25 protein-coding genes are annotated in these 21218 nt (G+C 49.0%); all 25 read left to right on the top strand.

The window, feature by feature from the left end:
* Positions 1-137: 137 nt before the first annotated feature.
* The 25 genes from FE845_RS17975 to FE845_RS17855 all read left to right on the top strand — a co-directional run bounded on the left by FE845_RS17975 (position 138) and on the right by FE845_RS17855 (position 21028).
* The gene (locus FE845_RS17975; RefSeq protein WP_106761969.1) at positions 138-560 is read left to right on the top strand and encodes an MAPEG family protein; all 423 of its coding nucleotides are present in this window, start codon (positions 138-140) and stop codon (positions 558-560) included.
* Between the two features lie 1874 nt (positions 561-2434).
* Positions 2435-2815 carry a hypothetical protein gene (locus tag FE845_RS17970; RefSeq protein ID WP_062474910.1) on the top strand — a complete coding sequence of 127 codons (381 nt, stop codon included), beginning with the start codon at positions 2435-2437 and terminating at the stop codon, positions 2813-2815.
* Between the two features lie 936 nt (positions 2816-3751).
* Positions 3752-5074, top strand: a complete 1323-nt coding sequence (locus FE845_RS17965; protein WP_200367831.1) for a hypothetical protein — start codon at positions 3752-3754, stop codon at positions 5072-5074.
* An 87-nt stretch (positions 5075-5161) separates the two neighbouring features.
* On the top strand, positions 5162-5770 hold the full coding sequence (locus FE845_RS17960) for a class I SAM-dependent methyltransferase (RefSeq protein ID WP_200367828.1): 609 nt from the start codon (positions 5162-5164) through the stop codon (positions 5768-5770).
* 134 nt (positions 5771-5904) lie between these two features.
* Positions 5905-6432, top strand: a complete 528-nt coding sequence (locus FE845_RS17955; protein ID WP_200367826.1) for a GNAT family N-acetyltransferase — start codon at positions 5905-5907, stop codon at positions 6430-6432.
* 93 nt (positions 6433-6525) lie between these two features.
* Positions 6526-7059 (top strand): GNAT family N-acetyltransferase, encoded by a 534-nt coding sequence (locus FE845_RS17950; RefSeq protein ID WP_200367824.1) that lies wholly within the window; start codon positions 6526-6528, stop codon positions 7057-7059.
* 86 nt (positions 7060-7145) lie between these two features.
* Entirely contained in the window at positions 7146-7598 is a 453-nt protein-coding gene (locus FE845_RS17945) for a hypothetical protein (protein WP_200367822.1), read from the top strand.
* Between the two features lie 82 nt (positions 7599-7680).
* Positions 7681-7929: a hypothetical protein gene (locus FE845_RS17940; RefSeq protein ID WP_200367820.1), complete on the top strand. Its 249-nt coding sequence runs from the start codon at positions 7681-7683 to the stop codon at positions 7927-7929.
* 110 nt (positions 7930-8039) lie between these two features.
* Positions 8040-8522, top strand: coding sequence for a CPCC family cysteine-rich protein (locus FE845_RS17935; RefSeq protein WP_200367818.1), 483 nt, complete (start codon positions 8040-8042; stop codon positions 8520-8522).
* A 943-nt stretch (positions 8523-9465) separates the two neighbouring features.
* The gene (locus FE845_RS17930) at positions 9466-9792 is read left to right on the top strand and encodes a hypothetical protein (protein ID WP_200367816.1); all 327 of its coding nucleotides are present in this window, start codon (positions 9466-9468) and stop codon (positions 9790-9792) included.
* A 61-nt stretch (positions 9793-9853) separates the two neighbouring features.
* A complete protein-coding gene (locus tag FE845_RS17925) occupies positions 9854-10510 on the top strand; it encodes a competence protein CoiA (protein ID WP_227714488.1) in 657 nt (218 codons plus the stop codon).
* Positions 10511-10596: 86 nt separating this feature from the next.
* On the top strand, positions 10597-11025 hold the full coding sequence (locus FE845_RS17920) for a hypothetical protein (RefSeq protein ID WP_200367812.1): 429 nt from the start codon (positions 10597-10599) through the stop codon (positions 11023-11025).
* A 118-nt stretch (positions 11026-11143) separates the two neighbouring features.
* Positions 11144-12091: an RDD family protein gene (locus FE845_RS17915; RefSeq protein ID WP_200367810.1), complete on the top strand. Its 948-nt coding sequence runs from the start codon at positions 11144-11146 to the stop codon at positions 12089-12091.
* 82 nt (positions 12092-12173) lie between these two features.
* On the top strand, positions 12174-12569 hold the full coding sequence (locus FE845_RS17910) for a VOC family protein (protein ID WP_200367808.1): 396 nt from the start codon (positions 12174-12176) through the stop codon (positions 12567-12569).
* A 112-nt stretch (positions 12570-12681) separates the two neighbouring features.
* Positions 12682-13407 (top strand): GNAT family N-acetyltransferase, encoded by a 726-nt coding sequence (locus FE845_RS17905; RefSeq protein WP_200367806.1) that lies wholly within the window; start codon positions 12682-12684, stop codon positions 13405-13407.
* A 163-nt stretch (positions 13408-13570) separates the two neighbouring features.
* The gene (locus FE845_RS17900) at positions 13571-14002 is read left to right on the top strand and encodes a hypothetical protein (protein WP_200367804.1); all 432 of its coding nucleotides are present in this window, start codon (positions 13571-13573) and stop codon (positions 14000-14002) included.
* Between the two features lie 99 nt (positions 14003-14101).
* Positions 14102-14608: a hypothetical protein gene (locus FE845_RS17895; RefSeq protein ID WP_200367802.1), complete on the top strand. Its 507-nt coding sequence runs from the start codon at positions 14102-14104 to the stop codon at positions 14606-14608.
* 89 nt (positions 14609-14697) lie between these two features.
* Positions 14698-15120: an MAPEG family protein gene (locus tag FE845_RS17890; RefSeq protein WP_200367800.1), complete on the top strand. Its 423-nt coding sequence runs from the start codon at positions 14698-14700 to the stop codon at positions 15118-15120.
* 106 nt (positions 15121-15226) lie between these two features.
* Positions 15227-15697, top strand: coding sequence for a hypothetical protein (locus FE845_RS17885; RefSeq protein ID WP_200367798.1), 471 nt, complete (start codon positions 15227-15229; stop codon positions 15695-15697).
* A gap of 153 nt (positions 15698-15850) precedes the next feature.
* A complete protein-coding gene (locus tag FE845_RS17880) occupies positions 15851-16219 on the top strand; it encodes a hypothetical protein (RefSeq protein ID WP_200367796.1) in 369 nt (122 codons plus the stop codon).
* Positions 16220-16395: 176 nt separating this feature from the next.
* The gene (locus tag FE845_RS17875) at positions 16396-17250 is read left to right on the top strand and encodes a tyrosine-type recombinase/integrase (protein ID WP_200367794.1); all 855 of its coding nucleotides are present in this window, start codon (positions 16396-16398) and stop codon (positions 17248-17250) included.
* Positions 17247-18368, top strand: a complete 1122-nt coding sequence (locus FE845_RS17870) for an IS91 family transposase (RefSeq protein ID WP_200367792.1) — start codon at positions 17247-17249, stop codon at positions 18366-18368. The genes FE845_RS17875 and FE845_RS17870 overlap by 4 nt, the downstream gene beginning before the upstream one ends.
* A gap of 339 nt (positions 18369-18707) precedes the next feature.
* Complete coding sequence (locus FE845_RS17865; RefSeq protein WP_200367790.1) at positions 18708-19313, top strand: hypothetical protein; 606 nt, start codon at positions 18708-18710, stop codon at positions 19311-19313.
* Positions 19294-20046 carry a hypothetical protein gene (locus FE845_RS17860; RefSeq protein WP_200367788.1) on the top strand — a complete coding sequence of 251 codons (753 nt, stop codon included), beginning with the start codon at positions 19294-19296 and terminating at the stop codon, positions 20044-20046. Before FE845_RS17865 ends, FE845_RS17860 begins: the two co-directional genes overlap by 20 nt.
* A 511-nt stretch (positions 20047-20557) precedes the next feature.
* Positions 20558-21028: a GNAT family N-acetyltransferase gene (locus tag FE845_RS17855; RefSeq protein WP_200367786.1), complete on the top strand. Its 471-nt coding sequence runs from the start codon at positions 20558-20560 to the stop codon at positions 21026-21028.
* Positions 21029-21218 lie beyond the last annotated feature (190 nt).

The raw sequence follows: 21218 nt of genomic DNA, 5'->3' as shown, positions 1-21218 counted from the left end.
CGTTATAGCTACTCCCGCAATTCGCCAGAATGGAGGCTTCACGTTGAGACCACCTAACCAGTGCGTCAACGGGATTGGTTTTCCGCTGCCGCTCCAAACCAACCCGTTACGCTGGCGTTAGGGAGTAAGGAAACACCATGGATCAGGCAGAATATTGGTACGCGGTAGCCTCAGTGCTGCTGTTCTTTAAGATGTTTGCCATCTCCGCATATCAGGGATTCCATCGTATCGGGAAGCTGACCTTCAAGACTCCCGAAGATGCAGCATTCGTTGGGCGGGAGGCTGCCAAAGAGGAGTTGCCTCAAGTTCAGAGAGCAGCCCGAGCGTGGTTAAACGACCTCGAGAATATCCCCGTTTTTCTGGGTTTGGGGGTGGCTTATATTTGGGTCGGTGCTTCTCCCGGTTGGGCCGTTTGGCTCTTCTTGGTATTTACGGGAGCCCGCTACCTGCATACATTATTCTATCTGGCTGGAATTCAGCCTTGGCGAACGGTGGCGTATGCAGTCGGAGTGGCGTGTATGTTCATCATGAGCATCCAGATCCTCGTGGCACTTCCCTAACAATGCAATCAAATTCGTTCCGGCCCGATGGGCTTCCACCGGACGGCTTTTCTCCGCTTCGCTGCGTAAAAGCCGCCGTTTATTGCTGGCGTTAGCTGTGTGTGCGCTGTTCCTTTTGGGTTGTTCGGTGCCAGTGGCCTTGGCCGTAAGCGGGCAGCAAAACCGGCAATGTTGGTGGCTCGCCAAGGCCGTCGAAATCCGTCGTCAGATTGGCAGCTCAGCCGGTCAGCGGTGATTGTAAAAGCTTGGGTGTTTACCTTGCGGGGCTGTCCGGCGAAACCTGGTTCCTTGCTTACCTGCTACTCTGAAGTTCAGGTTCATTCGCCGCATCATCGGCGGTGGTTTTAATCAAGGTGCATTGGCCAGAGCTTGTGCCCCAAAGAAACGGAGCAGGCTGTCATGCTGGTTGCCAAAGATCGGGTTTCATTCCGGTTCGGTTGTTCGCAGCTAACAAAGCCATCAAATTCGCTCCCTACGGTCGCCGGACGCCCTTGTCAGGGCGCCGTTTATGGCCGGCGTTAAGTTTCTCGGAGAAATAGTTCTAACATGGTAGATGGGTTCGAAAGTCATGAAGATATGATCAACTCAGTATGCGATGGTTTCGTTAATTGGGTAAACGATGTTGTACCTGATAATATTGAGCTTCTATGCAACCAAGATGGTTATGAGATTCTTACCAGTGCATTTGGTAGAGATTTTCGGAAGCAGAACCTAGAGCAAGCGAATATCGAACAAATCCGATCAATTGCAATTGAGCTGGGCCAGTTCCTAGAGAGAGATGTAACTACCAAAGAGGTGTGTAGTTTTATTAATTCGGCGCTTAAACAATCGTTCGGAGACTTCAATGAACTTCAGTGCACAACTTAACAAGTTGCTCCATTTGACGCATCGGTCTACGCTCCTTTTTGTGCATTCGCTGCGCTCATTGTTGCACAAAAATCCACTACAACCGCTGCGCAAATGAGCAAAGCGTTAGTTGGTAGTGCTTCGTACCTTTGAGTGGCCGTGTGCTAATGGCCTTGGCCGAAAGTTGGCAGCAAAACCGGCAGAATAGCTGCGCAGCCAAGGCCCGCAAATTTGTCGTCTTGTTGGTAGCTCAAACGGTCAGCGGAGCTGGTTCTAAATTGAGTGTCTCGGTTGTGGGGTTGTCCGTCGATAAACGGTTCCTTGCTTACTTGCTACTCTGATGTTCAGGTTCATTCACCGCATTATTGGCGGTGATTTTATGCACATAGCATCAGCGGGTTTTGGTGCAAGGGCTGCGGCGTAGGCTACGATGTTGGTTGCCAGGGATCGGGCTTCATTGATGCCCCCAACTAACCAGTCGCTGTAGTACGTTCCCGGCCCGAGGGCCGTCCACCGGACGCCACTGACGTGGCGCCGCTAAGCTTGGCGTTAAAAATCAGGTGAACATGGGCCGCATACGGAAGTTCTTTCATGACGCTGCGAGGCTAAAGCCCTACTACAGGGTCTGTTCAAATGTAGCTGCGGGTTTGGGAGTAGTGATCGGAATCGGCCTATGGTACTTCACTTTGGTTCCCCTCTTAGCTGCCTCGCTAGGCATTGATGTTGCCAACTCTGCCCAACCTGGGGATCCGACTGCGTTCTTTGCAATCACTATGGTTTTGCTGTTGGTAGTGTCTATGATCATTTGCGTCCAGGGAGTCTTTTTCTCTCTGGTCTTACTTGGTCGCTTGAGGTTCGCTGATGTGATGTCGATCATCTTTCGTTTGCGCTACCCTCAGAGTTGGACCAATTTTTAACAAGTCGCAGCAGTACGCGGCCGATGGCCGCCGGACGCCCTTTCCATGGCTCCTTCGTCGCCATTCCAAGGTCGCCGCTGTGCTCAGCGTTAGGCCCACAAGGAGATAGCGATGTTTGGGTGGTTGAAGAAAAACAATACGGGTCCAGACTACTCTGGCGTCGATTCAAGAGAGAAAGCTGAGGCGCTAGTCCAGAAGGGAGAGCTTCAAAAGCTACTGCTTCTACCTTCCGAATTCGGTGGCGAAGATGTCCCACCGAACGTCGTGTATGTGCCAGCTTTCGCAGTTGAACTTAAAGCGAGTACCGATCAAAACGTCATTTTACCTCTTGCCCAGGAGGGTAAGGTAACTCGTTACAACGCAGCTCCAGAGTATGAGGGAAAAAGCTTTATCCCTGCGGCAATCAACATCGAGGCTAGCGACCCCGGCTCCTTTACGTACAGAGTAGCAATTTGGGGCAAGGCGCTGAGCGAGTCCAATGCAACGGCCTAACCAAACGGTCAACCGGACGCCAAAAGCGTGGCGCTTTTGGTTCCCTCCGCTGGCGCTCCGGCGCCGGTTACCTCAGCGTTAGCTGGGTAGTGCGTTGTGCCTTTTGGGCGGCTCGGTGGTATTGGCCTTGGCCGTAAACTGGTAGCCGAACTGGCATTTTGTTGGTTTGCCAAGGCCGTCAGAATCCGCGTCGAGTGGGGTGGCCAAGATCGGTCGGTGGTGCTGGCATAAAGGTCAGTGTTTGCCGGAACCCGGTGTCCGTCGAAACCTGGTTCCTTGCTTACCTGCTACTCTGAAGTTCAGGTTCACTTTCCGCATCAATGGGGTAAGTGTTTTTAATCGGAGTGCATCGTCCAGAGCTTGTGCATAAAGCAACGGAGCAGGCGGTCATGCTGGTTGCCAAGGATCTGGGTATGTCGCCCGCCGGTGCTTCTCAGCTAACCAGTCGCTGTAGTACGTTCCCGGCCCGAGGGCCGTCCACCGGACGCCACTGACGTGGCGCCGCTAAGCTTGGCGTTATTGGCCCGGCATTCGTGAGTCTTTAGCAGGTGGGGTGCAAAGGCCTTGGCACCGGGATTGGTTGTAAGCCCGCTCACTCTGGTGATCGCCAAGGCCGGAAAAAGCGCTGTTTGGTTTGGTTGCCACAATGGCCAGCGGTGTCGGTATTTATGACGTGCCCCAGTCGCGGGGCCATCCGTCTTAAATGGTAATCGGGTCGGCGGCTTTTGCGTTCTGGTTCCTGTCGCCATCCGTCGAGTTGGTGCAAGCTGTCCGGGAGGGGGCATGCGGCCTTTGATTCCAGACTCAACCACGGTGGTGAACGGCCATTAACAAGGCGGTCAACCGGACGCCAAAAGCGTACCGCTTTTGGTTCCCTCCGCTGCGCTCCGGCGCCGGTTACCTCAGCGTTATGCATTTATAGTTCGGAGCTAGAAGTTGCCATATCAAACGGACGAACGACTAAAAAGTTACTTGGATACTAACCAGTTGCACAGAGAGCAATTGTGCAGGGCTATTTTGGCTATAGACAAAAGATTCTCTGATGTCCGGCCGAGGCATCCACGAGGTGGTCCCGATGGTGGTAGGGATATAGAGGCGTTATTCCGGGATGAATCGCTAGCTTATGGGGCTGTAGGCTTTGTCAATCAGGCAAATGATTCAAAAGAGCAGAAAAAAAGCATTAATGAAAAATTTTCTAGCGATCTAGATAGTGCTCTTGGCGCAAACAAGAAGCCAAGCGTCTTTGTGTTCTTTACCAATATAAACCTTACCATAGGCGAAAAAGATTCTCTTATTGATAGCGCGAAAAAACAAGGCATTACACACTGCGAAATTTTAGATCGCGAAAGGCTAAGAATAACTTTGGACAGCCCTGACGGATTTTCACTAAGATTCCAATATTTGAATATAACGCTATCTGAAGAGGAGCAAGCAAGCTTCTTCGCTCGATGGGGCGATGATATACAGTCAGTTATCTCTACCGGATTTCAGCGAATAGAGGGAACCTTGAATAGGTTGCTATTCCTCCAAGAATCAACTGATCCGCTGAACCATTTAACTCTGTCATTTGAACTCAAAGAAAAATATTCTGCGGATGATATAGGACATTTCAGGTTATTTTGCTCTATGTATCTGAAGGAGCCCAAGCAAAAGATACTTGGGATAATTTTTGGTAGCTCTGATAAGTCAAACCGAATGCGAAGCGATATGGGTAGTGATTTTACAGAACAGCTATCTGGCATTAAACACGGTATAGCCGGAGGGCAATGGGAAAGTTATCTCGACATCGAGAATGACTCAGAAACGGAGAAAGATGATGAAGAAGATGAGCGTTACAAACAAGTAGGAAGCTCATCATCAATAGGGCGGAGTGAAGTTGAGTTTCTCCCAATTTCTTACAGCAAAGATAGCTTCATACGGTATTTTCCAACTATATGCCTTAAGGATCTTGATGATGCAATGTTTCTGCCAATAGCAAATAAATCGCTAGCAGAAAAGGTTAAAGCAATTCATATCTATTCGAACGGCTACAAAATCCAAGAAATAGGTCCAGAAGATTTGAAAATTGACGAGGAAGCGTTTGATCCTGCGATTCCTGTTGAGTTTACGTCACAAGAATTAGAAGATCCTTGGGTCAGAATTCGACCAAGTGAAATGTCGTCGGCATTTCATATTCGCTTTTTTGAGCAAACACCAAAGAGGATGTTTGTGCCAGACCAAGTTCAGAATAGCTTGGAAGGTCGTGGTAAAAGTGCATAACAAAGCGCTGCTGTCGGACAAATTTTACGCTGCGCTTCAAATTTGCCGCAGAGCGCGGCGTTAGCGAGTTAAAATCGGAGTAACAGCATGATTCCCGGCATACAGGGTTACGCTGAGCAAGCGGAGGAGCTAATCAAACGTTACGAAGCGGTTTCGTTTGAAGAAAAGTATCAGTCGGAACTACGCATTCTGCCTATATCGCCAGCTCTCATTTTAGATGTTGGCGCCGGTACAGGGGCTGATGCCGCGTGGTTTGCATCAAAAGGACACTCTGTTGTAGCTGTGGAGCCTACCGATGAACTGCGCGAACCCGGTAAGGCTCTGCATCCTTCGCCCGCAATAGAGTGGGTGAAAGATAGCTTGCCTGACCTTACCTTGGTGCTTGCGCGTAATCAGCAGTTCGATGCCGTTATGCTCACTGCCGTTTGGATGCATCTTGATCAGGGAGAGCGCCGGAGGGGAATGCCAAAACTGAACTCATTGCTTGCTCCGGGCGGAGTCTTAGTCATAACGCTTCGTCATGGGCCGGTGCCTAACGGGAGAAGAATGTTCGACGTGGGCGGAGATGAAACTATTGCTTTAGCGAAAGCAAGCGGTCTAGAGTCTATTCTTTGCACTCATACCGAATCAATTCAGAATTTCAACCGCGCCCAACATGTGACTTGGACCCGCCTAGCGTTTCGGCGGCCAGCTTGAGGGCGCTAACAATACGTGTCAGCCGGACAGTTTGTTCCGTGGCTCTTTTTGTGCTGTCGCTACGCTAGCACAAACCGCCACTCCACAAACTGCCGCTGCACTCTGCGTTAGCCACACAAGGAGAGTGGTCCTATATGAAAATTCGAGCAGCATTGGCAAGCGATGCTCAGAGTATCGCAGATATACATACCACGAGTTGGCGTAATACGTATCAAAATGCCTTAACTGCGCAATATCTTTCGGATGTCGTACCTCAAGAACGAAATGAGGTGTGGGCAAGCCGGCTTGATATGCCAAAGCCTAACCAGCATGTGGTCGTTGCTGAGCAGGACGGAGAAATCCTGGGGTTCGCGTGTGTATATGCAGCTGAGAATTCCAAATGGGGCTCCTACTTGGATAATTTGCATGTACGCAAAGCCCATCAATCAAAAGGCATCGGAAAGTCGCTCTTGATCGAAGTTTCCCGTTGGTGTCACCAACAGGAGCCAATCGGAGGTTTGTGCTTGTTGGTGAACCAAGAGAATGTAAAAGCGCAAGCATTCTATAAATCGGCTGGGGCTCGTAACGCGCAAGAGAGTGTATGGAATGCTCCAGATGGTAGTGTTGTTCCAACATACTGGTTTGTATGGGATAAAATCGGCTCCTTGGTAGAAAATGGCTAACAAGGCCAGCCACGGTGACGGTTACTACATTGCGGCTGCGCCTTCATTCCGCAACCGCGCGTGCTGAGCGGCGTTATGCACAGGGAGAGATAGGTGCCATTGTTTGAAACAGAGAGGCTGGTTGCAAGGAAGCTATCCCATCAAGACGTTCCGGTGCTCACTGCAATGCTCAGTGATCCGGAAGTCATGAAGTTCTCCGTCCGTGGAGTTTGCGACGAAGAAGCTACCCGAAAGTTCGTTGATTGGTGCCTTGAGTGTTACGCCTCTCATGGAATAGGGCCATGGGCATTGTGTGAGAAGGAATCAGGGCATTTGATCGGCTTCTGTGGCGTTGGGCCGGAGTTGGTTGGCGATGTTGAAGAAATCAATCTAGGTTATCGTCTGGCGCGCAGGTTCTGGCATCAGGGGTATGCGACAGAAGGTGTAAAAGGTGTTCTCCAGTATGCTTTTGATCAAAAACACTGCGAGTCGGTAATTGTTATTATCGAGCCGGAACATACAGCCTCCGTTAGGGTGACGGAGAAGGTCGGGTTTGGAGATTATACGATCCGAGAATTCCATGCCCGACCTGTGCGGGTATATCGAATGACGTGTGACGACTGGGCATTGCATAACAAGTTGTTGTAGTTCGTTCCGGGCCTGGCGGTCCTACACCGGACGCCTACTACGCTGCGCTCCGTAGTCGCCGCTAAACCAAGGCGTTAGAGGATTTCATGCACTTCAAATTTCGTCTGATGTTTCTATTATTTATGTTTTGTGTGTCAGCTAATTCCCTGGCCCAAAATTCGAGCGCGAATGCGTTTGAACTCTACAAAGATGTGATTAGCGGGAAAACGCCGGTTGAAGAGCTTACGCCAGAACAAAGGATGCAGGTTTTCCGCATCCATCAAGCGTTATCATCAGCAAATTCGAGTGAAGAGATTGAAGGCCATAACTTTTCACTCCGCGACATTGAGAGGAAGTGCGAAGTATACAAATACGATGAATCATACGGTGAGCTAGAGTGTCGAGGATCAGATCTTCGCCCAGTGGAGCGTAAGTGTGAGGTCTACTTCTACGATAATCAGAATGGTGAAATTGAATGTCGAGGAGGCGATTTTCGGCCGATTGAAAGGAAATGCTCAGTCAGCCTCTATGATGAGGAATACGGGGAGATTGATTGCTAATTTCTCTAACAATTCGCGTAAGTCGGACGTCCCTGACGGGCCGCCGCTTCGCTTCGCGTTAGATTTTTCTGAAAGGAAGCGTATGAAAAGTCTGCTTTGTTATATTGGAATATTTTTTATAACACTGGGAATACAAGGGTGTGCCGCTCCCTACTATGGTTTGACCGGAGAAGAGTGGAACAGCTTGAGTGAGGACGAGCAAGCTGCTGTCAAAGCGGAGTATCGAGACATACTCGCTCTTCAAGAAGGTCAAAAACGTCGCAAACTCCACGATGCAAGGACTCAGTCAATTGTCGACTACGGCATCAATGGTCAAAAATCTGGACAGTAAATCTAACCAATCGGTCAACCGGACGCCAAAAGCTGTGCGCTTTTGGTTCCCGTCGCTGTCGCGCCGGCGCCGGTTACCGCAGCGTTAGGGCTCTACAATAAGTATCGAATATGAACGAACTATCTGATAAAAGACAGAAACTTGAACAGGTATCGAAAGAAATTAATCTCGGTCTTGGTTCATTGTTCAAGACACTGAACCGCGTTACTTGCCCATGTTGTGGATATCCAACATTGGAGGAACGAGGAAATTATGATATTTGCGAATTGTGTAACTGGGAAGATGATGGTCAGGATGATGAAGATTCGTCACAAGCATTAGGTGGCCCCAATGGAGGTTACTCGCTAGACGAGGCTCGTGATAACTATAAAAAATACAGAATAATGTATTCTCCTGATAACAATACAACGATTACAGGTGGCGATTCGGAAGAGAGAGAAAAACTTAAAATAAAGTTGGCCTCAATATTTGATAGTATGGTTTCTGGCAACAATATTACTGAATTATGGAATCGGGCTTTAAAAATCGAAAAGGCCCTAGATCAAGAATTAACACGTAGCATTAGAGAGTATGAGAAATCAATCAAGCCCTAACAAGTGCATCTTGCCGGATTTGGGTAAACTGTCACCTGTTTTGCAAAAACACGCAAAACAGCCGCCATTTCACCCAAACCGCAAATGCAGGCGTTATACGACCTAAAGTAATACGAATATTATGCAACTAACTGATAGCAACACAGAAAAGTTAATTTATATAGGTTTATTCATTTTTGGTGTTTGTTCCTTACTTTTTATAGTTGGTGCAATATTCTTTGATGAGGACAATTTCTACACTGACAATATACATAAACCGATGTTGGTATTTGCATTCTCCGTATTTTTTACAACACCTATACCACGACTTGTATTCAATTATAAATCAGGGCTACTATCAGCCATAGAAACTGTAGGTACTGTTACAGTATTAATTGTAGTTTTGGGAAGTGTGGTCTGGCGCAACATTTGTGTATAACCAGTACATCAATGATCGCCAGCAAGCTGGCTGGACCTTCACTGCTACGCAGCTCGGCCCATTATGTAAGCGTTAGGGGTCGTAAAAGTAGAATGCTACGGTAGCCTAAGCGTCAAAAAGAGTGCGACGCAGTGAAGCAAAACGGCTAGAATTAACCCATGATCAAAGCAAAATTTAAGCGCTGTGATATAGGGTAAATGTACCGCTTAGGTTGCGGGGCAACAGGTATTAAAAACTGCGCCGTTAATTTAGAGTTCTTCGCTTCGTCTGATATGAAAAGCGAAGGGACTGAATAAAATTCTAAGCGCGTTACAAAGAAGGTACTTCGGGAGCAGCCATCCCCCTGAAGTAAATGAATAAAAAAGAACTAGGGGAATGAGCAACTCCGGAGAGACGTATCAAAGTCCGAAGTGAATTAAACCCCTAACAAAAAGCTGCAACGGACTCCGTATATTTGTCACTTTTTATGCAAAGAGCCGCATAAAAACCGCCAAATATACTACGCCGTTGAGCAAGGCGTTATGTGTGCGTCAAATGATCGGAACCAAGTGGGTTTTCATAGTCTGTGCCGTAGTATCTAGCGGCTATCAGGGTGCCTGGTTTTTATGGAAAGTCATGGGCTGGCACTGGGATACAGTCGCAAATATTCCTGGCTTTGCTTTCTTACTGCTTGCATGGCCATGGTCGTTGGCTGGTGCCCATTTTCAGCCAGAGCTTCAAGAGTACATTGGCGAGGCACCGCGCCATCTGGTTACCGTTGCATTGACGGCGTTGGGTTTTGCATTCAATGCAGCGCTTAGCTACGCGATATTGTCGGGAGTGGCTCGTAGGCTCAGAACACATAACCAGTAGTTGTAGTACGTTCCGGCCTGACGGCCTCCACCGGACGCCCTTTTCAGGGCGCCGCTAAACAATGGCGTTAGGAGAAGTTTCAGTGCGGTACGCGTTCGTCAATGGCTATAGAGTTGAGCCCAAAAAGGGACTAAATGGAACGTGCCCTTGTTGCAACAGTGATGTCATTGCGAAATGTGGAAACTTCAAAGTTCACCACTGGGCACATAAAACCCGGGAAACATGCGACCCTTGGTGGGAAAACGAATCTGAGTGGCACAGAACGTGGAAATCTTACTTTCCGAGTGAAAATCAGGAGCGTGTGTTTATTGATGAGAAAACCGGTGAAAGACACATTGCAGATGTCTATGTTGATAAAAATGTGGTCATCGAGTTTCAAAGCTACTCAATCTCTGCCGAGGAGATGGACGCACGTGAGCTTTTTTACCAACAGATGATTTGGGTAGTAAACGGTGCTAAAAGGGACTTTGACCGAATATATTTCCATCAAAGTGTTTATGGTCCTCATACAGACGATACCTACCTTCGAAAAATTAGGTGGGTCGGCCGTAGTAAGCTCCTTGCAAAGTGGGAGGCTGCAACAAAACACGTATATATGGATTTTGGTACGGATCTAGTTTGGCATCTCATTGAGTATGACCCGGATACCAAAAAGGGTTTGGTCAAAGCTTACCCAAAGCAAAAGTTCGTGGAGTTTTTTGGTGGTACCTACTCCTAACAATCACAGTCACGGCGACGTCTACTCCATTGCGGCTTCGCCTCCATTCCGCAGCCGCGCATGCTGTTGGCGTTAGGCCCTTGATCATGAAAACTGCGATCACAAAGTTACTGGCGATAGTTGCGTTTCTTGCTTTGCTAGCCGGAGCGATTGGTTCGACAACGCATGAAGGCTGGCTAACCGCGTGGTTTTTGCTCTTTATTTTCGTTGGTCTGCCCATCTTGATTTTGGCTTGGATTGATCTCGGATCAGAGCTGCGGAGATTGGAGAACCCAACCCTTTTACAAAAAGTGCTCGGTGCTTTGTTCGGCTTTCCCCAGGCAGCGCTTGGTATAACATCCGTACTCATCGGTCTCTCAATTGTAGGCTGGGTTTTGTATAACTCGTTGGTCGAGACGCAGCCGCAATATAGCGGAGGCTTTTTGACTCTCGGTGTTGGACCGGCGCTGGTAATTTTCGGACTCTATTGGGCGCGTGTGGCTTTTAAACGAGAGAGCAAGGCGGAAAATGACTGAGTTCTGGCCTAACCAGTGCAGGCACGGCGACGCCCATTACATTGCGCCTTTGGCTCCATTCCATGGGCGCGCATGCTGCAAGCGTTAGATTACTTTAAACATCCAACAAGGAATAATAATGACTGAAGAAGTAGAACTGAAATGGATTTCCGGTTTCTGGAGAAGAATAGGCGCTCTATTCATAGACACATTAATACTTGGCGTGTGCGGCTTAGCGCTCGGCTTATTTCTTGAAAGCTTGTTTGTTCAAATGGGAGGATGGGGACGTCTGGTTGGCTTCTCAATAGCGCTCATTTACTTTGGTGTCATGAATAGCTCTATCGCCGGTGGTCAAACGATAGGCAAGAAGGCCTTAAAGATCAGAGTGGTTGATTCTAATAACTCTCCAATAAACCTTGGAAAGTCTATACTCCGTTACTTCATTCTGGCAATTCCTTTCTCTCTAAATGGGGCTCAGTTTTCAAATGAGGCGATGCTTTCTTTTCTCATGTATCCGCTTTCATTAATTATATTTGGTGGTCTTTTCTCAATTTTATACTTATACATATTCAATAGAGTTACCCGTCAGTCACTGCATGATCTAGTGGTTGGCACCTATGTCGTTAATGCGGATGTAGAAAAGCAAGATCCCGGAAAGGTCTGGAATGTTCATCTTATAATAGTTGCAGTGTTATTTATTTCGGCTGCCGTAGTTCCGGCTTTCACTACTCAGCTAGCTCAGAGTGAACCATTCAAGGGAATGCTGGCCGTCCAATCTGCGCTATCAAATGATCCAAGTGTTGCTTACGCAACTATATCCTCTGGCTCATCAACTTTCAGCTCAACCAATGAAGACACCAAAACAACCACATATATAAGCAGTCAGGTATTCCTAAAGACCAACAATGTTAGTGATACTGAGCTAGCCCGTCGGCTAGCAACTATAGTTGTCGCCAACCACCCTGAAGCTTTGCAAAAAGATACAATTCACATCAACCTAACGTATGGTTATGACATAGGTATTGCTTCCAGTTGGTCTAACCATGCGCATAATTTCAACCCTCTCGAGCTTCAAAGTGCGGATTAGGCGTAATCTAACAAGTTGCGCAAGCGGGACAAAGTGCTGCGCACTTTGCCCCTTCGCAAGGCGTTAAGCACAAGGAAGGTCCATGCATGCGAATATAGCCCGCTACGGAATAATTCTGAACACGGAAAACTTTGAGGCGTGTGTGGCATTCTATCGAGACCTCTTTGGCTTGCGTCAGCTGTTCGAGAAAGACGAGAACGACTTTAAGCTAACCTGCCTCGAATACGGAGAGGGTTACTTGATGGTGGAACAAGGCGGCAAAGCAAAGGACGGCGTCAAGTTGCCCGAAGAGGGGAGCTTCAAGCTGCGTTTCAACGTCAAGAACCTAGAGGAAGCCTTGGCAGAAATTAGAGCATGGGGCATCGATGCAGACATCACAGAAAACGCTTGGGGCAGGACCATCAATATCTGCGATCCCGACGGCAATCGGGTCGGTGTCAGAGATGAAGCCGGCTTCGTTCGTCAGCTCAATGCTTAACAAGTGCGTCAAATACGTTCCGGGCCTAAAGGCCCTCCACCGGACGGTTTTTGCTCCGCTTCGCTGCGCAAAAACCGCCGTTTACGCAGGCGTTAGATGTAAAAGGTAGAATATGTCTCAATTTGTGAATGATCTCGGCCAGCCTGTCGGGGAGCCGCTTGCTCAGTGGGTAGAGCCCGCGCACCCGTCGCCGGAGCCAATGGATGGCCGCTTCTGCTGTTTGGAGCCGCTTGCTCCAGAGCGCCATGCTGAAGAGCTCTATGCTGCGAACGTGCTGGACAAAGATGGGAGTAGCTGGACCTATCTTCCTTATGGCCCCTTTGGTTCCTTTGAGCGCTATTATGAGTGGCTTCAGGCAATGAGTCAGAAGGATGATCCATTGTTTTTCACGATTATTCAGAAGTCGGATGGCCGAGCCGTTGGCGTTGCAAGCTATCTTCGGATAATGCCAGCGAGTGGCTCTATCGAAGTTGGTCATCTCCATTTCTCTGAGCAGCTCAAGCGAAGCCCTGTCGCCACGGAAGCCATGTTCTTGATGATGAAAAAAGCTTTCGAACTAGGCTATCGGCGTTATGAGTGGAAGTGCGACGCTTTGAATGCACCCTCGTGTGCCGCCGCTCAGCGCCTTGGGTTCAGTCATGAAGGCACTTTTCGTCAAGCTACAGTGTATAAAGGGCGTAGCAGGGATACTGCGTGGTTCTCCGTTATCGATATCGAATGGCCGGCACTATCAAAGGCGTTCTCACAATGGCTGAGGCCAGAGAACTTTGATGAGTTGGGTGAGCAGCGCGCCCGCCTGAGCGAATTAACTCAAGCAGCCCTCCAGCAACGGTCGTGAAGGACGGCATCCGCACAGCCAAGATCATCTAACAAGGCGCATCAATTCGCGGCCGTTGGCCGCCGGACGCCCTTTCCATTGCGGCTGCGCCTCCATTACAAGTGCGCCGTTGTGCGCTGGCGTTAACGAGACCGGGCCTGCAAAAAGAAGGAGATTTTGAAGCATGGACATAGAATTCATTCTTCCACTGATGACGGCTATTGCGGGAATTCTAGGCATTATTTCCGGTATCAGAAAAACGAAATCTGAGAGAGAAGATTCAATCGAGCATTTGAGGCTAGAAATCGAAGAGAATATGGAAGAACTTGAGAAAGTGCTTTCAAAAGATGAGCTTGAGGATTTAGTCCTAAGGGTTCGATCCATAGAAAAGAACAAGGTGACGGACACTCCACTTCGCAAGGAGCACGGTAATGTAACGAAGAATTTTCTCGTATATATAGTGCCCGGAATGATCGCGCTAGGGCTGGTGGGGCTCTATATCTTTCTCAGAGCTAGTAATGCTGGTGATACTGAATATTCTACGCCAGAAGACCTTAACAACCTAATGACAATAGTAGTCGGGTATTTGTTTGGAGCCGGCGCTGCAAGTGTATGAAGGATCTTCGTTAACAAGGGCAGGCACGGCGACGCCCATTACATTGCGCCTTCGGCTCCATTCCGTGGGCGCGCATGCTGCAAGCGTTAAAGGTACAGGATGAAACCTACTCACTACTTCGCAATCTTAGTTCGGTTATTCGCGATAGCATTGGCCATCTACGCTGTTAGGCAATCATCCTTTCTGATCGAGGTGCTCAAAAACGGCGGTGTTCAAGGCTATGAGCTACCCTCAGCCTTTGCGTGGGTACCGACCTTGGTCCCTTTGCTCGTCTCTTTGTTTTTATGGTTCTTTCCAATGACCGTGTCGCGCTGGGTTGTTCGACCTGAGTTGGATCAGTCATTCGAACCGGTCGGCGCAAAAGGTCTACTCACGGTAATAGTGCTGGGAATAGGCTTGTACGTTCTGTACTTCGCTGTTTCGGATGCCGTCTATTGGTTAACTCTGTGGCAAATGAGCCATGACAACTACTCCGACTCTACCCTTTACTTGGGGAGCGACAGCAAAGCAGCGATGGTCACCACGGTAATGGAGCTAATTATAGCTGTTGCGCTTGTAGCACGCGCTAGGACTGTATCGGACGCGATGCTCAAGCTAACCCGATGAATCCTTTAACAATGTGGTCAACGGGACGCCAACTACGCTGCGCTCCGTTGGCGCCCATTACCACTGGCGTTAGGGAGTAAGGAAACACCATGGATCAGGCAGAATATTGGTACGCGGTAGCCTCAGTGCTGCTGTTCTTTAAGATGTTTGCCATCTCCGCATATCAGGGATTCCATCGTATCGGGAAGCTGGCCTTCAAGACTCCCGAAGATGCAGCATTCGTTGGGCGGGAGGCTGCCAAAGAGGAGTTGCCTCAAGTTCAGAGAGCAGCCCGAGCGTGGTTAAACGACCTCGAGAATATCCCCGTTTTTCTGGGTTTGGGGGTGGCTTATATTTGGGTCGGTGCTTCTCCCGGTTGGGCCGTTTGGCTCTTCTTGGTATTTACGGGAGCCCGCTACCTGCATACATTACTCTATCTGGCTGGAATTCAGCCTTGGCGAACGGTGGCGTATGCAGTCGGAGTGGCGTGTATGTTCATCATGAGCATCCAGATCCTCGTGGCACTTCCCTAACAATGCAATCAAATTCGTTCCGGCCCGATGGGCCTCCACCGGACGGCTTTTCTCCGCTTCGCTGCGTAAAAGCCGCCGTTTATTGCTGGCGTTATACGAGTAAAGAATGAATCGCATTTTTAAAAAAATCCTGTATTGCGTACTAGCGATTCCAATTTTAATTGCAGTGATTATGATCGTAACTGTAATACGTCATAAGTCGTTGTATTATGCTCCATCAGATATAGCTTTGATTCAATATTATGAAGGATTAGAAGTGTTTATCGAAGTCGGTGAAGATAAAATATACTTGTCAGAGCTTCAGGTATACGAAGTTGTAACTCTCATCGAAAAACATGCTACTGAACCACCATGGGGCTGGAGAAACCAGCATTTAATTAATTGTGCAATAAATTTTCGTTTAAATACAAATCCGAACATTTATAGAATAGATATTGAAACGGTAAACAATGTCTATGCTGCAAGACTTCAACGAAACACTGGAACTAGTGTATTTAATTATGATGTTTTTAGTGCAAAGCAATTGGTGAAAAAGTTAAACAGCATATCTAAAAACAAGTGCACTCAACCAGTTTAAAAGTAATGGTGCTAAAAATGAGTTTGTTGCAAGCTGGAAAAAATCGTATAACCAGAAGCTCAAACGGACAAAATATGCTGTCATCTTTTTTGCAAAAACACGCAAAAAAACTGCCACCACATTTAGCCGTTTAGCTAAGCGTTAAATTTCAATATGGATAATGAGCTCCGAGAACAATTAAAAACAAACTTCAGAAAGGAAGTTTTTGAAGTGCTTGATCTAATTTCCTCAAAGGAGGAGCAGTTAGATTATCAAGCGAAGGCTCCTATTGCGTATGTTTCAGCGGAGCTATTCAATCAGTGGGATGACTGTTATCAAATCCCCAAGGAGCAGGAGTGGTACAAAGAGGCCTTTACTGATGGGGAATTAAGCATTCTCCAAGAATTCGATGAGGCTTTGGAGGCTGTTTCTAAAGATACACCGCAAAACCCTCCAGACATACATGAATTCGTAAATACACCTGAATGGGAGCGTTTATCCAATGCCGCAAGCATCGCACTTAGCAAGCTCTCAAAAATTTAACAAGCGCATGTTGTCGGACTGGTTTTCCGCTGCGCTCCAAACCAGCCGCAAATGCGGGCGTTGAACTAAACCGCTTCGCGGTAGCGATTTCGCCCTCACATTTCCTGCGAAGCTGGGAGAACTGACGGATACTTTTGATTAGCCCAAGTGGGCTATTCAGAAGAGGAGAATTCGTCATGACACCCCTACGTCAGACCATGATCCAGGCCATGTGCCAACATGGCTTTTCCCCCCGAACCCAGCACAGCTATTTGTATGTTGTCACTGCGCTGGCCCGTTATTATCGGCGTTCGCCCGATCAGCTGGAGGTCGATGACTTACAAGCCTATTTCAACTATCTGGTTCAGGAGCGTTCCCTGTCACCGGCCAGTTGTCGCGTTTATTTGCATGGCATTCGATTTCTGTATTTGCAGGTGCTGCATTGGGCGCACTTCGATGTGACACTGGTGTTACCCAAGCGCCCTCAGCGCATTCCGGAACTGCTCACCCGGCAGGAAGTTGCCCGCCTACTGTCGGTAATTTCCAACCCCAAGCATCGAGCTTTACTGTCCATCACCTACGGTTGTGGTTTGCGCGTCAGTGAAGCGGTGGCGTTGCAGGTAAAGGACATCGATGGTGAACGTCACCTACTTCGAGTCACTCAAGGTAAGGGCGCCAAGGATCGGATGGTGCCGTTGGCACCCGGGTTACTCCAAGTGCTTCGTCAATATTGGCGAACCTGTCGACCTATGCCCTGGTTATTTCCCAGTGAATTTCTGCCAGACAAGCATCTTCATATCACCACACCCCAGAAGGTGTACCACCAGGCCAAGCGCGTCAGCGACATTCAGAAGGGCGGAGGGATTCATGCCCTACGCCACGCCTATGCCACCCATCAGTTAGAACAGGGGGTACCTCTCCATGAGTTGCAACGACTCTTGGGCCATAGCGATCTGCGCAGTACTCAGCGTTATTTACATTGGCTGCCAGGGGCAACACCTCAGAACCGTGGTCCTGTAGACCTGATCGCGGGCCTCGGAGGTGCAGAATGACCGCCACACTCAGCGTCCAGAACATTCTGCAACGATTCCTTCCGGGTCAGCCATTGGACAGCCACCGTCGCAAAGTCTGCGCTCGCCTAACGGCTTGCCGAACCGCCCGTATGGGCGGTATGGAGATGCATTGTGATCATTGCCAGACCCGTTCTATCTGTTATTACGGGTGTCGGGACCGGCATTGCCCGCAATGTCAGGGGCGTACAACGGCGCAATGGAGCGCGCGGCAGCGATCCCTGTTGTTGCCAGTGCCATACTTCCATCTGGTGTTCACACTGCCCCATACCTTAAACGGCTGGATTCAGATCCACCCCGAGGTGATCTACCGCTGCTTGTTCGCAGCAGCATGGGATACGCTCAGCCAGTTTGGGCGCAACACCCGGCACCTTGGCGGAGAGCTGGGTATGACAGTGGTGCTGCACACCTGGGGACAGAACCTGAGTCGTCACGTTCACGTGCACTGTCTGGTTCCCGGCGGCGTGTTGACCGACACGGGTGACTGGAACAAAGCCAAAAACGACTACTTATTCCCGGTGCGAGCCTTATCCCGGCGTTTTCGCGGGCGAATGGTGTCGTTGCTGAGAACCTCTGCGAACGCCGGTGACCTGCATCGGGTCACCCATAGTGTCGAGATTGATGACGTGCTCAACCGCCTGATGCATCAGGAGTGGGTTGTCTACACCCGACACTGTCTGAATCAGGCCGAGAGCGTGGTGGATTATCTGGCTCGCTACACGCACCGAATTGCCATCAGTAACGGGCGTTTATTATCTATGGACGGTGACCGGGTCGCGTTCCGATATAAAGATTACCGCGACGACTCCCGAATCAAGACTCAGTGGCTGGAGGGACAGGAGTTCGTGCGACGGTTTCTCATGCACATCCTGCCCAAAGGCTTTATGCGCATTCGCCATTTTGGTTATCTGAGCAACCGAACCCGTCGACGCAAACTGGCTGTGATCCGGCACTGCCTCTCGCAGCCTCCCCAGCTCGAAGCGACAACAGAGAGACCAACATCCCAGAGATGCTGGCCATGCCCACATTGTGATGACGGTCTGGTTCGTATGATTCGCCAGGTCCCACGGTTCAGGACAGTGGTCGTGCCGACGGGCTAGCCCACCCATTCACCTAATCCGTCGGGTGAAAAGCGACAGTTCTTTATGAGCTGGGCGCCTATGCGCCCGAAGGCTGGAAAAAACGGTATCTGCAGGGTAATCTGAGAAAAACACAACAAGGAATTGCCCCGTGAAGGAACGAATAAGGTCAACATCCGTTGTCATTGATGTGTGTCTACCGAAAGACTCGCCCGACCGACCCCGCGGCCAAATTACTTTATCCTTATGCTCCGCTCACTAGCTGCGGCAGTGGCGGCTTAGTCCAACAGACATTTAATGGTCATGCTGCGCACGACCATTAAATGCTTAGGTGTTACGTATACAAAATCAGGAGGAAAAATGACGGATCGTGCAAAATTCAAATACTCTGCCCAAGATGGGGTTCTAGAACTTGAAGGTTCAGAGGCGTTCGTATCGGAGCACTTCGAAAGTCTCACAGACCTAATTAGAATCATATCTAGGCATGTGGTTGTTGAACAGCAACATCAACAAGAGAGCACAGCTGAGCAAGCCGAATCACAGAACGAAAACACAGTAACTTCCCTGCCGAAAACAGATAATATCACCAACGTCAGCCCAACTGTGGGAGAAGTTCAAAAAGAAAGTATTGCCCTGTACCCGGAATACCTCTCGGAGATAAATGGAAACTTAAAGATTGTTTCCGATATTCCGGGGAGTTCTGTGAAATCCAAAATGACTAATGCAGCTATTTTGTTTTGCTACGGATCTAAGCTTTTGGGGGATGAACTGGTTGCTACGAAAGATATACGCACCATCTGTGAAGAGCATGGCTTCTTGGATTCAGCAAACTTTTCGAAGATTTTTAACGACAGGACACTTTTCCTATCGGATGGTGTCAAGGGCGGAAATAAGAATGTAAAGCTCACGTTCCAAGGCGAAAAGAAGGCAAAGGAGTTACTTGGAAGTGCTCAACCCCAAGATTAGAAATTATCTAGTTTCTGTCTATGCTGAAGACATTATCGATGCGCTGCTTGCGGCGTATATCGAAGTCTTAAGGAACTATCGGATCGAGAGATGGAAGCCAAGCGAGCTTGATGCTGGGCACTTTGTCGAAGCTGCCAGGAGGATTGTCGAACAAGAACTGTTTGGTCAGTCGGTTCCTTTGAGTAAATCAATGGGTTCTTTTAGTCCAGCTGTATTAACAAAATATGAGTCTGCTAACGGTGACGAGGCTTTCAGAATACTAATCCCGAGAGTCCTATTTTCTATATATTGCATTCGAAATAAACGAGGTGTAGGTCATATATCATCGATATCACCGAATAAAATGGATGCTACGTACATACTGAACTCGACCAAATGGGTGTTGGCGGAGTTCGTGCGCTATGTCACCGCATCCAGCCCTGACGATGCACATGCACTTACGGATGCCATTCTCGAAAGAGATTTAGACATTATATGGGATGATGGCGAATCCTTTATGATTCTTAATAACAAGCTGAATACCGAACAAAAGATTCTCGTAGCTTTATATAAGAGAGATAGAACGAGCATTGAAGCTCTCCGTGAATTGGTCGACTATAAAAACAAGACCAGATTTAAAGCAATCACAAAAGCTCTGCGTTCCAAGAATTTAATCGATATTGTTCAAGAGTCTACCTGCAAAATATCGCCATTGGGGGTCAAAGAAGCTGAAGCCATCATCGAGAATACGTAACAAGACGCGTCACACGGATGTCCTTGTCTTCGCTTCGCTACGTCAATGCCACCGGTGCGCTCCGCGTTAGTGGCTGGGGCCTCGGTCCTTTTGGCTGCGGCGTGCCAGTGGCCTTGGTGCCGGGCCAGGTTGCCAAGCCCGCAAAATTGGTCAGCACCAAGGCCGTCAGAATCTGTGTCCGGTTTGGTTGCTTCGGCAACCGGTGGTGTTGGTAGTGGTTTCGGTATTCGCCGTGTGGGGCTGTCCGCCGAAAACTCGGTCTGGATCTGCTACTTTTGAGTTCAGGTTCATTCACCGCGCCGTTGGCGGTGTTTCAAACATAGTGCATCGGTTCATGCCAGTGCCGGGTTACAGAGTGGGCCGTCACGGTCAGTGCCAGGGAGCAGGCAGCGTCATTACCTGCCACTAACCAGTCGCTGTAGTACGCGGCCGATGGCCGCCGGACGCCCTTTTCATTGCGGCTTCGCCTCCATTACAAGGGCGCCGCTAAGCTTCGCGTTAGGAGATAAGGATGTCCGTAAAAATTGAGGTGGCCGAGACCACTAAACAGTTTGATGCAGGTAGCCGGTTGATTCGTGCGTATGCCGACTTTCTGGGGCTGGATCTGGAGTTTCAGGGTTTTTCCAGTGAGTTGGCATCGCTGCCAAAAATGTATGGTCCACCCAAAGGCGCGCTACTGCTGGCCACGTTGGAAGGTATTCATGTTGGTGCTGTCGGTCTCAGAGAGTTCGAGCCGGGCGTTGCTGAGATGAAGCGGATGTATGTTCTACCAGACTATCATGGCATGGGTGTTGGAAAAGCTCTGACTGAAGCTTTCCTCGGTCAGGCAAGAGAAATGGGCTATGGTTCAGCGCGGCTGGACAGTATTCGGGAGCTTGATAAGGCTTTGCGGTTGTACCAAGATTTTGGCTTTAGGGAAATCGAGCCTTACCGGTTCAATCCCCACCCGGAAGCGGTGTTCATGGAGTATAAAATCTCCTAACAATCGCAGGCACGGCGACGTCTTTTCCATTGCGGCTTCGCCTCCATTCCAAAGCCGCGCATGCTGCGGGCGTTATGCACAAATAATCAGGAGTCACGGATGAGTTCTAGTCATATTTTTTGGCCTGTTTTGGCACAGATTCTTCTCACGCTGGTGATGTTTATCGTTCTCGGTGCGAGAAAGGCCAAGG

Source organism: Marinobacter sp. 1-4A, assembly GCF_016597725.1.
GTDB lineage: Bacteria > Pseudomonadota > Gammaproteobacteria > Pseudomonadales > Oleiphilaceae > Marinobacter.
Note: the sequence above shows the minus strand (reverse complement) of the source record. Positions and strands in the feature narration are given on the sequence as shown.

Coding starts and splice junctions, on each gene's coding strand:
- FE845_RS17975 (WP_106761969.1), top strand. CDS start 138: ATGGATCAGGCAGAATATTGGTACGCGGTAGCCTCAGTGCTGCTGTTC.
- FE845_RS17970 (WP_062474910.1), top strand. CDS start 2,435: ATGTTTGGGTGGTTGAAGAAAAACAATACGGGTCCAGACTACTCTGGC.
- FE845_RS17960 (WP_200367828.1), top strand. CDS start 5,162: ATGATTCCCGGCATACAGGGTTACGCTGAGCAAGCGGAGGAGCTAATC.
- FE845_RS17955 (WP_200367826.1), top strand. CDS start 5,905: ATGAAAATTCGAGCAGCATTGGCAAGCGATGCTCAGAGTATCGCAGAT.
- FE845_RS17945 (WP_200367822.1), top strand. CDS start 7,146: ATGCACTTCAAATTTCGTCTGATGTTTCTATTATTTATGTTTTGTGTG.
- FE845_RS17940 (WP_200367820.1), top strand. CDS start 7,681: ATGAAAAGTCTGCTTTGTTATATTGGAATATTTTTTATAACACTGGGA.
- FE845_RS17935 (WP_200367818.1), top strand. CDS start 8,040: ATGAACGAACTATCTGATAAAAGACAGAAACTTGAACAGGTATCGAAA.
- FE845_RS17925 (WP_227714488.1), top strand. CDS start 9,854: ATGGCGTTAGGAGAAGTTTCAGTGCGGTACGCGTTCGTCAATGGCTAT.
- FE845_RS17920 (WP_200367812.1), top strand. CDS start 10,597: ATGAAAACTGCGATCACAAAGTTACTGGCGATAGTTGCGTTTCTTGCT.
- FE845_RS17915 (WP_200367810.1), top strand. CDS start 11,144: ATGACTGAAGAAGTAGAACTGAAATGGATTTCCGGTTTCTGGAGAAGA.
- FE845_RS17910 (WP_200367808.1), top strand. CDS start 12,174: ATGCATGCGAATATAGCCCGCTACGGAATAATTCTGAACACGGAAAAC.
- FE845_RS17905 (WP_200367806.1), top strand. CDS start 12,682: ATGTCTCAATTTGTGAATGATCTCGGCCAGCCTGTCGGGGAGCCGCTT.
- FE845_RS17900 (WP_200367804.1), top strand. CDS start 13,571: ATGGACATAGAATTCATTCTTCCACTGATGACGGCTATTGCGGGAATT.
- FE845_RS17895 (WP_200367802.1), top strand. CDS start 14,102: ATGAAACCTACTCACTACTTCGCAATCTTAGTTCGGTTATTCGCGATA.
- FE845_RS17890 (WP_200367800.1), top strand. CDS start 14,698: ATGGATCAGGCAGAATATTGGTACGCGGTAGCCTCAGTGCTGCTGTTC.
- FE845_RS17885 (WP_200367798.1), top strand. CDS start 15,227: ATGAATCGCATTTTTAAAAAAATCCTGTATTGCGTACTAGCGATTCCA.
- FE845_RS17880 (WP_200367796.1), top strand. CDS start 15,851: ATGGATAATGAGCTCCGAGAACAATTAAAAACAAACTTCAGAAAGGAA.
- FE845_RS17875 (WP_200367794.1), top strand. CDS start 16,396: ATGACACCCCTACGTCAGACCATGATCCAGGCCATGTGCCAACATGGC.
- FE845_RS17870 (WP_200367792.1), top strand. CDS start 17,247: ATGACCGCCACACTCAGCGTCCAGAACATTCTGCAACGATTCCTTCCG.
- FE845_RS17865 (WP_200367790.1), top strand. CDS start 18,708: ATGACGGATCGTGCAAAATTCAAATACTCTGCCCAAGATGGGGTTCTA.
- FE845_RS17855 (WP_200367786.1), top strand. CDS start 20,558: ATGTCCGTAAAAATTGAGGTGGCCGAGACCACTAAACAGTTTGATGCA.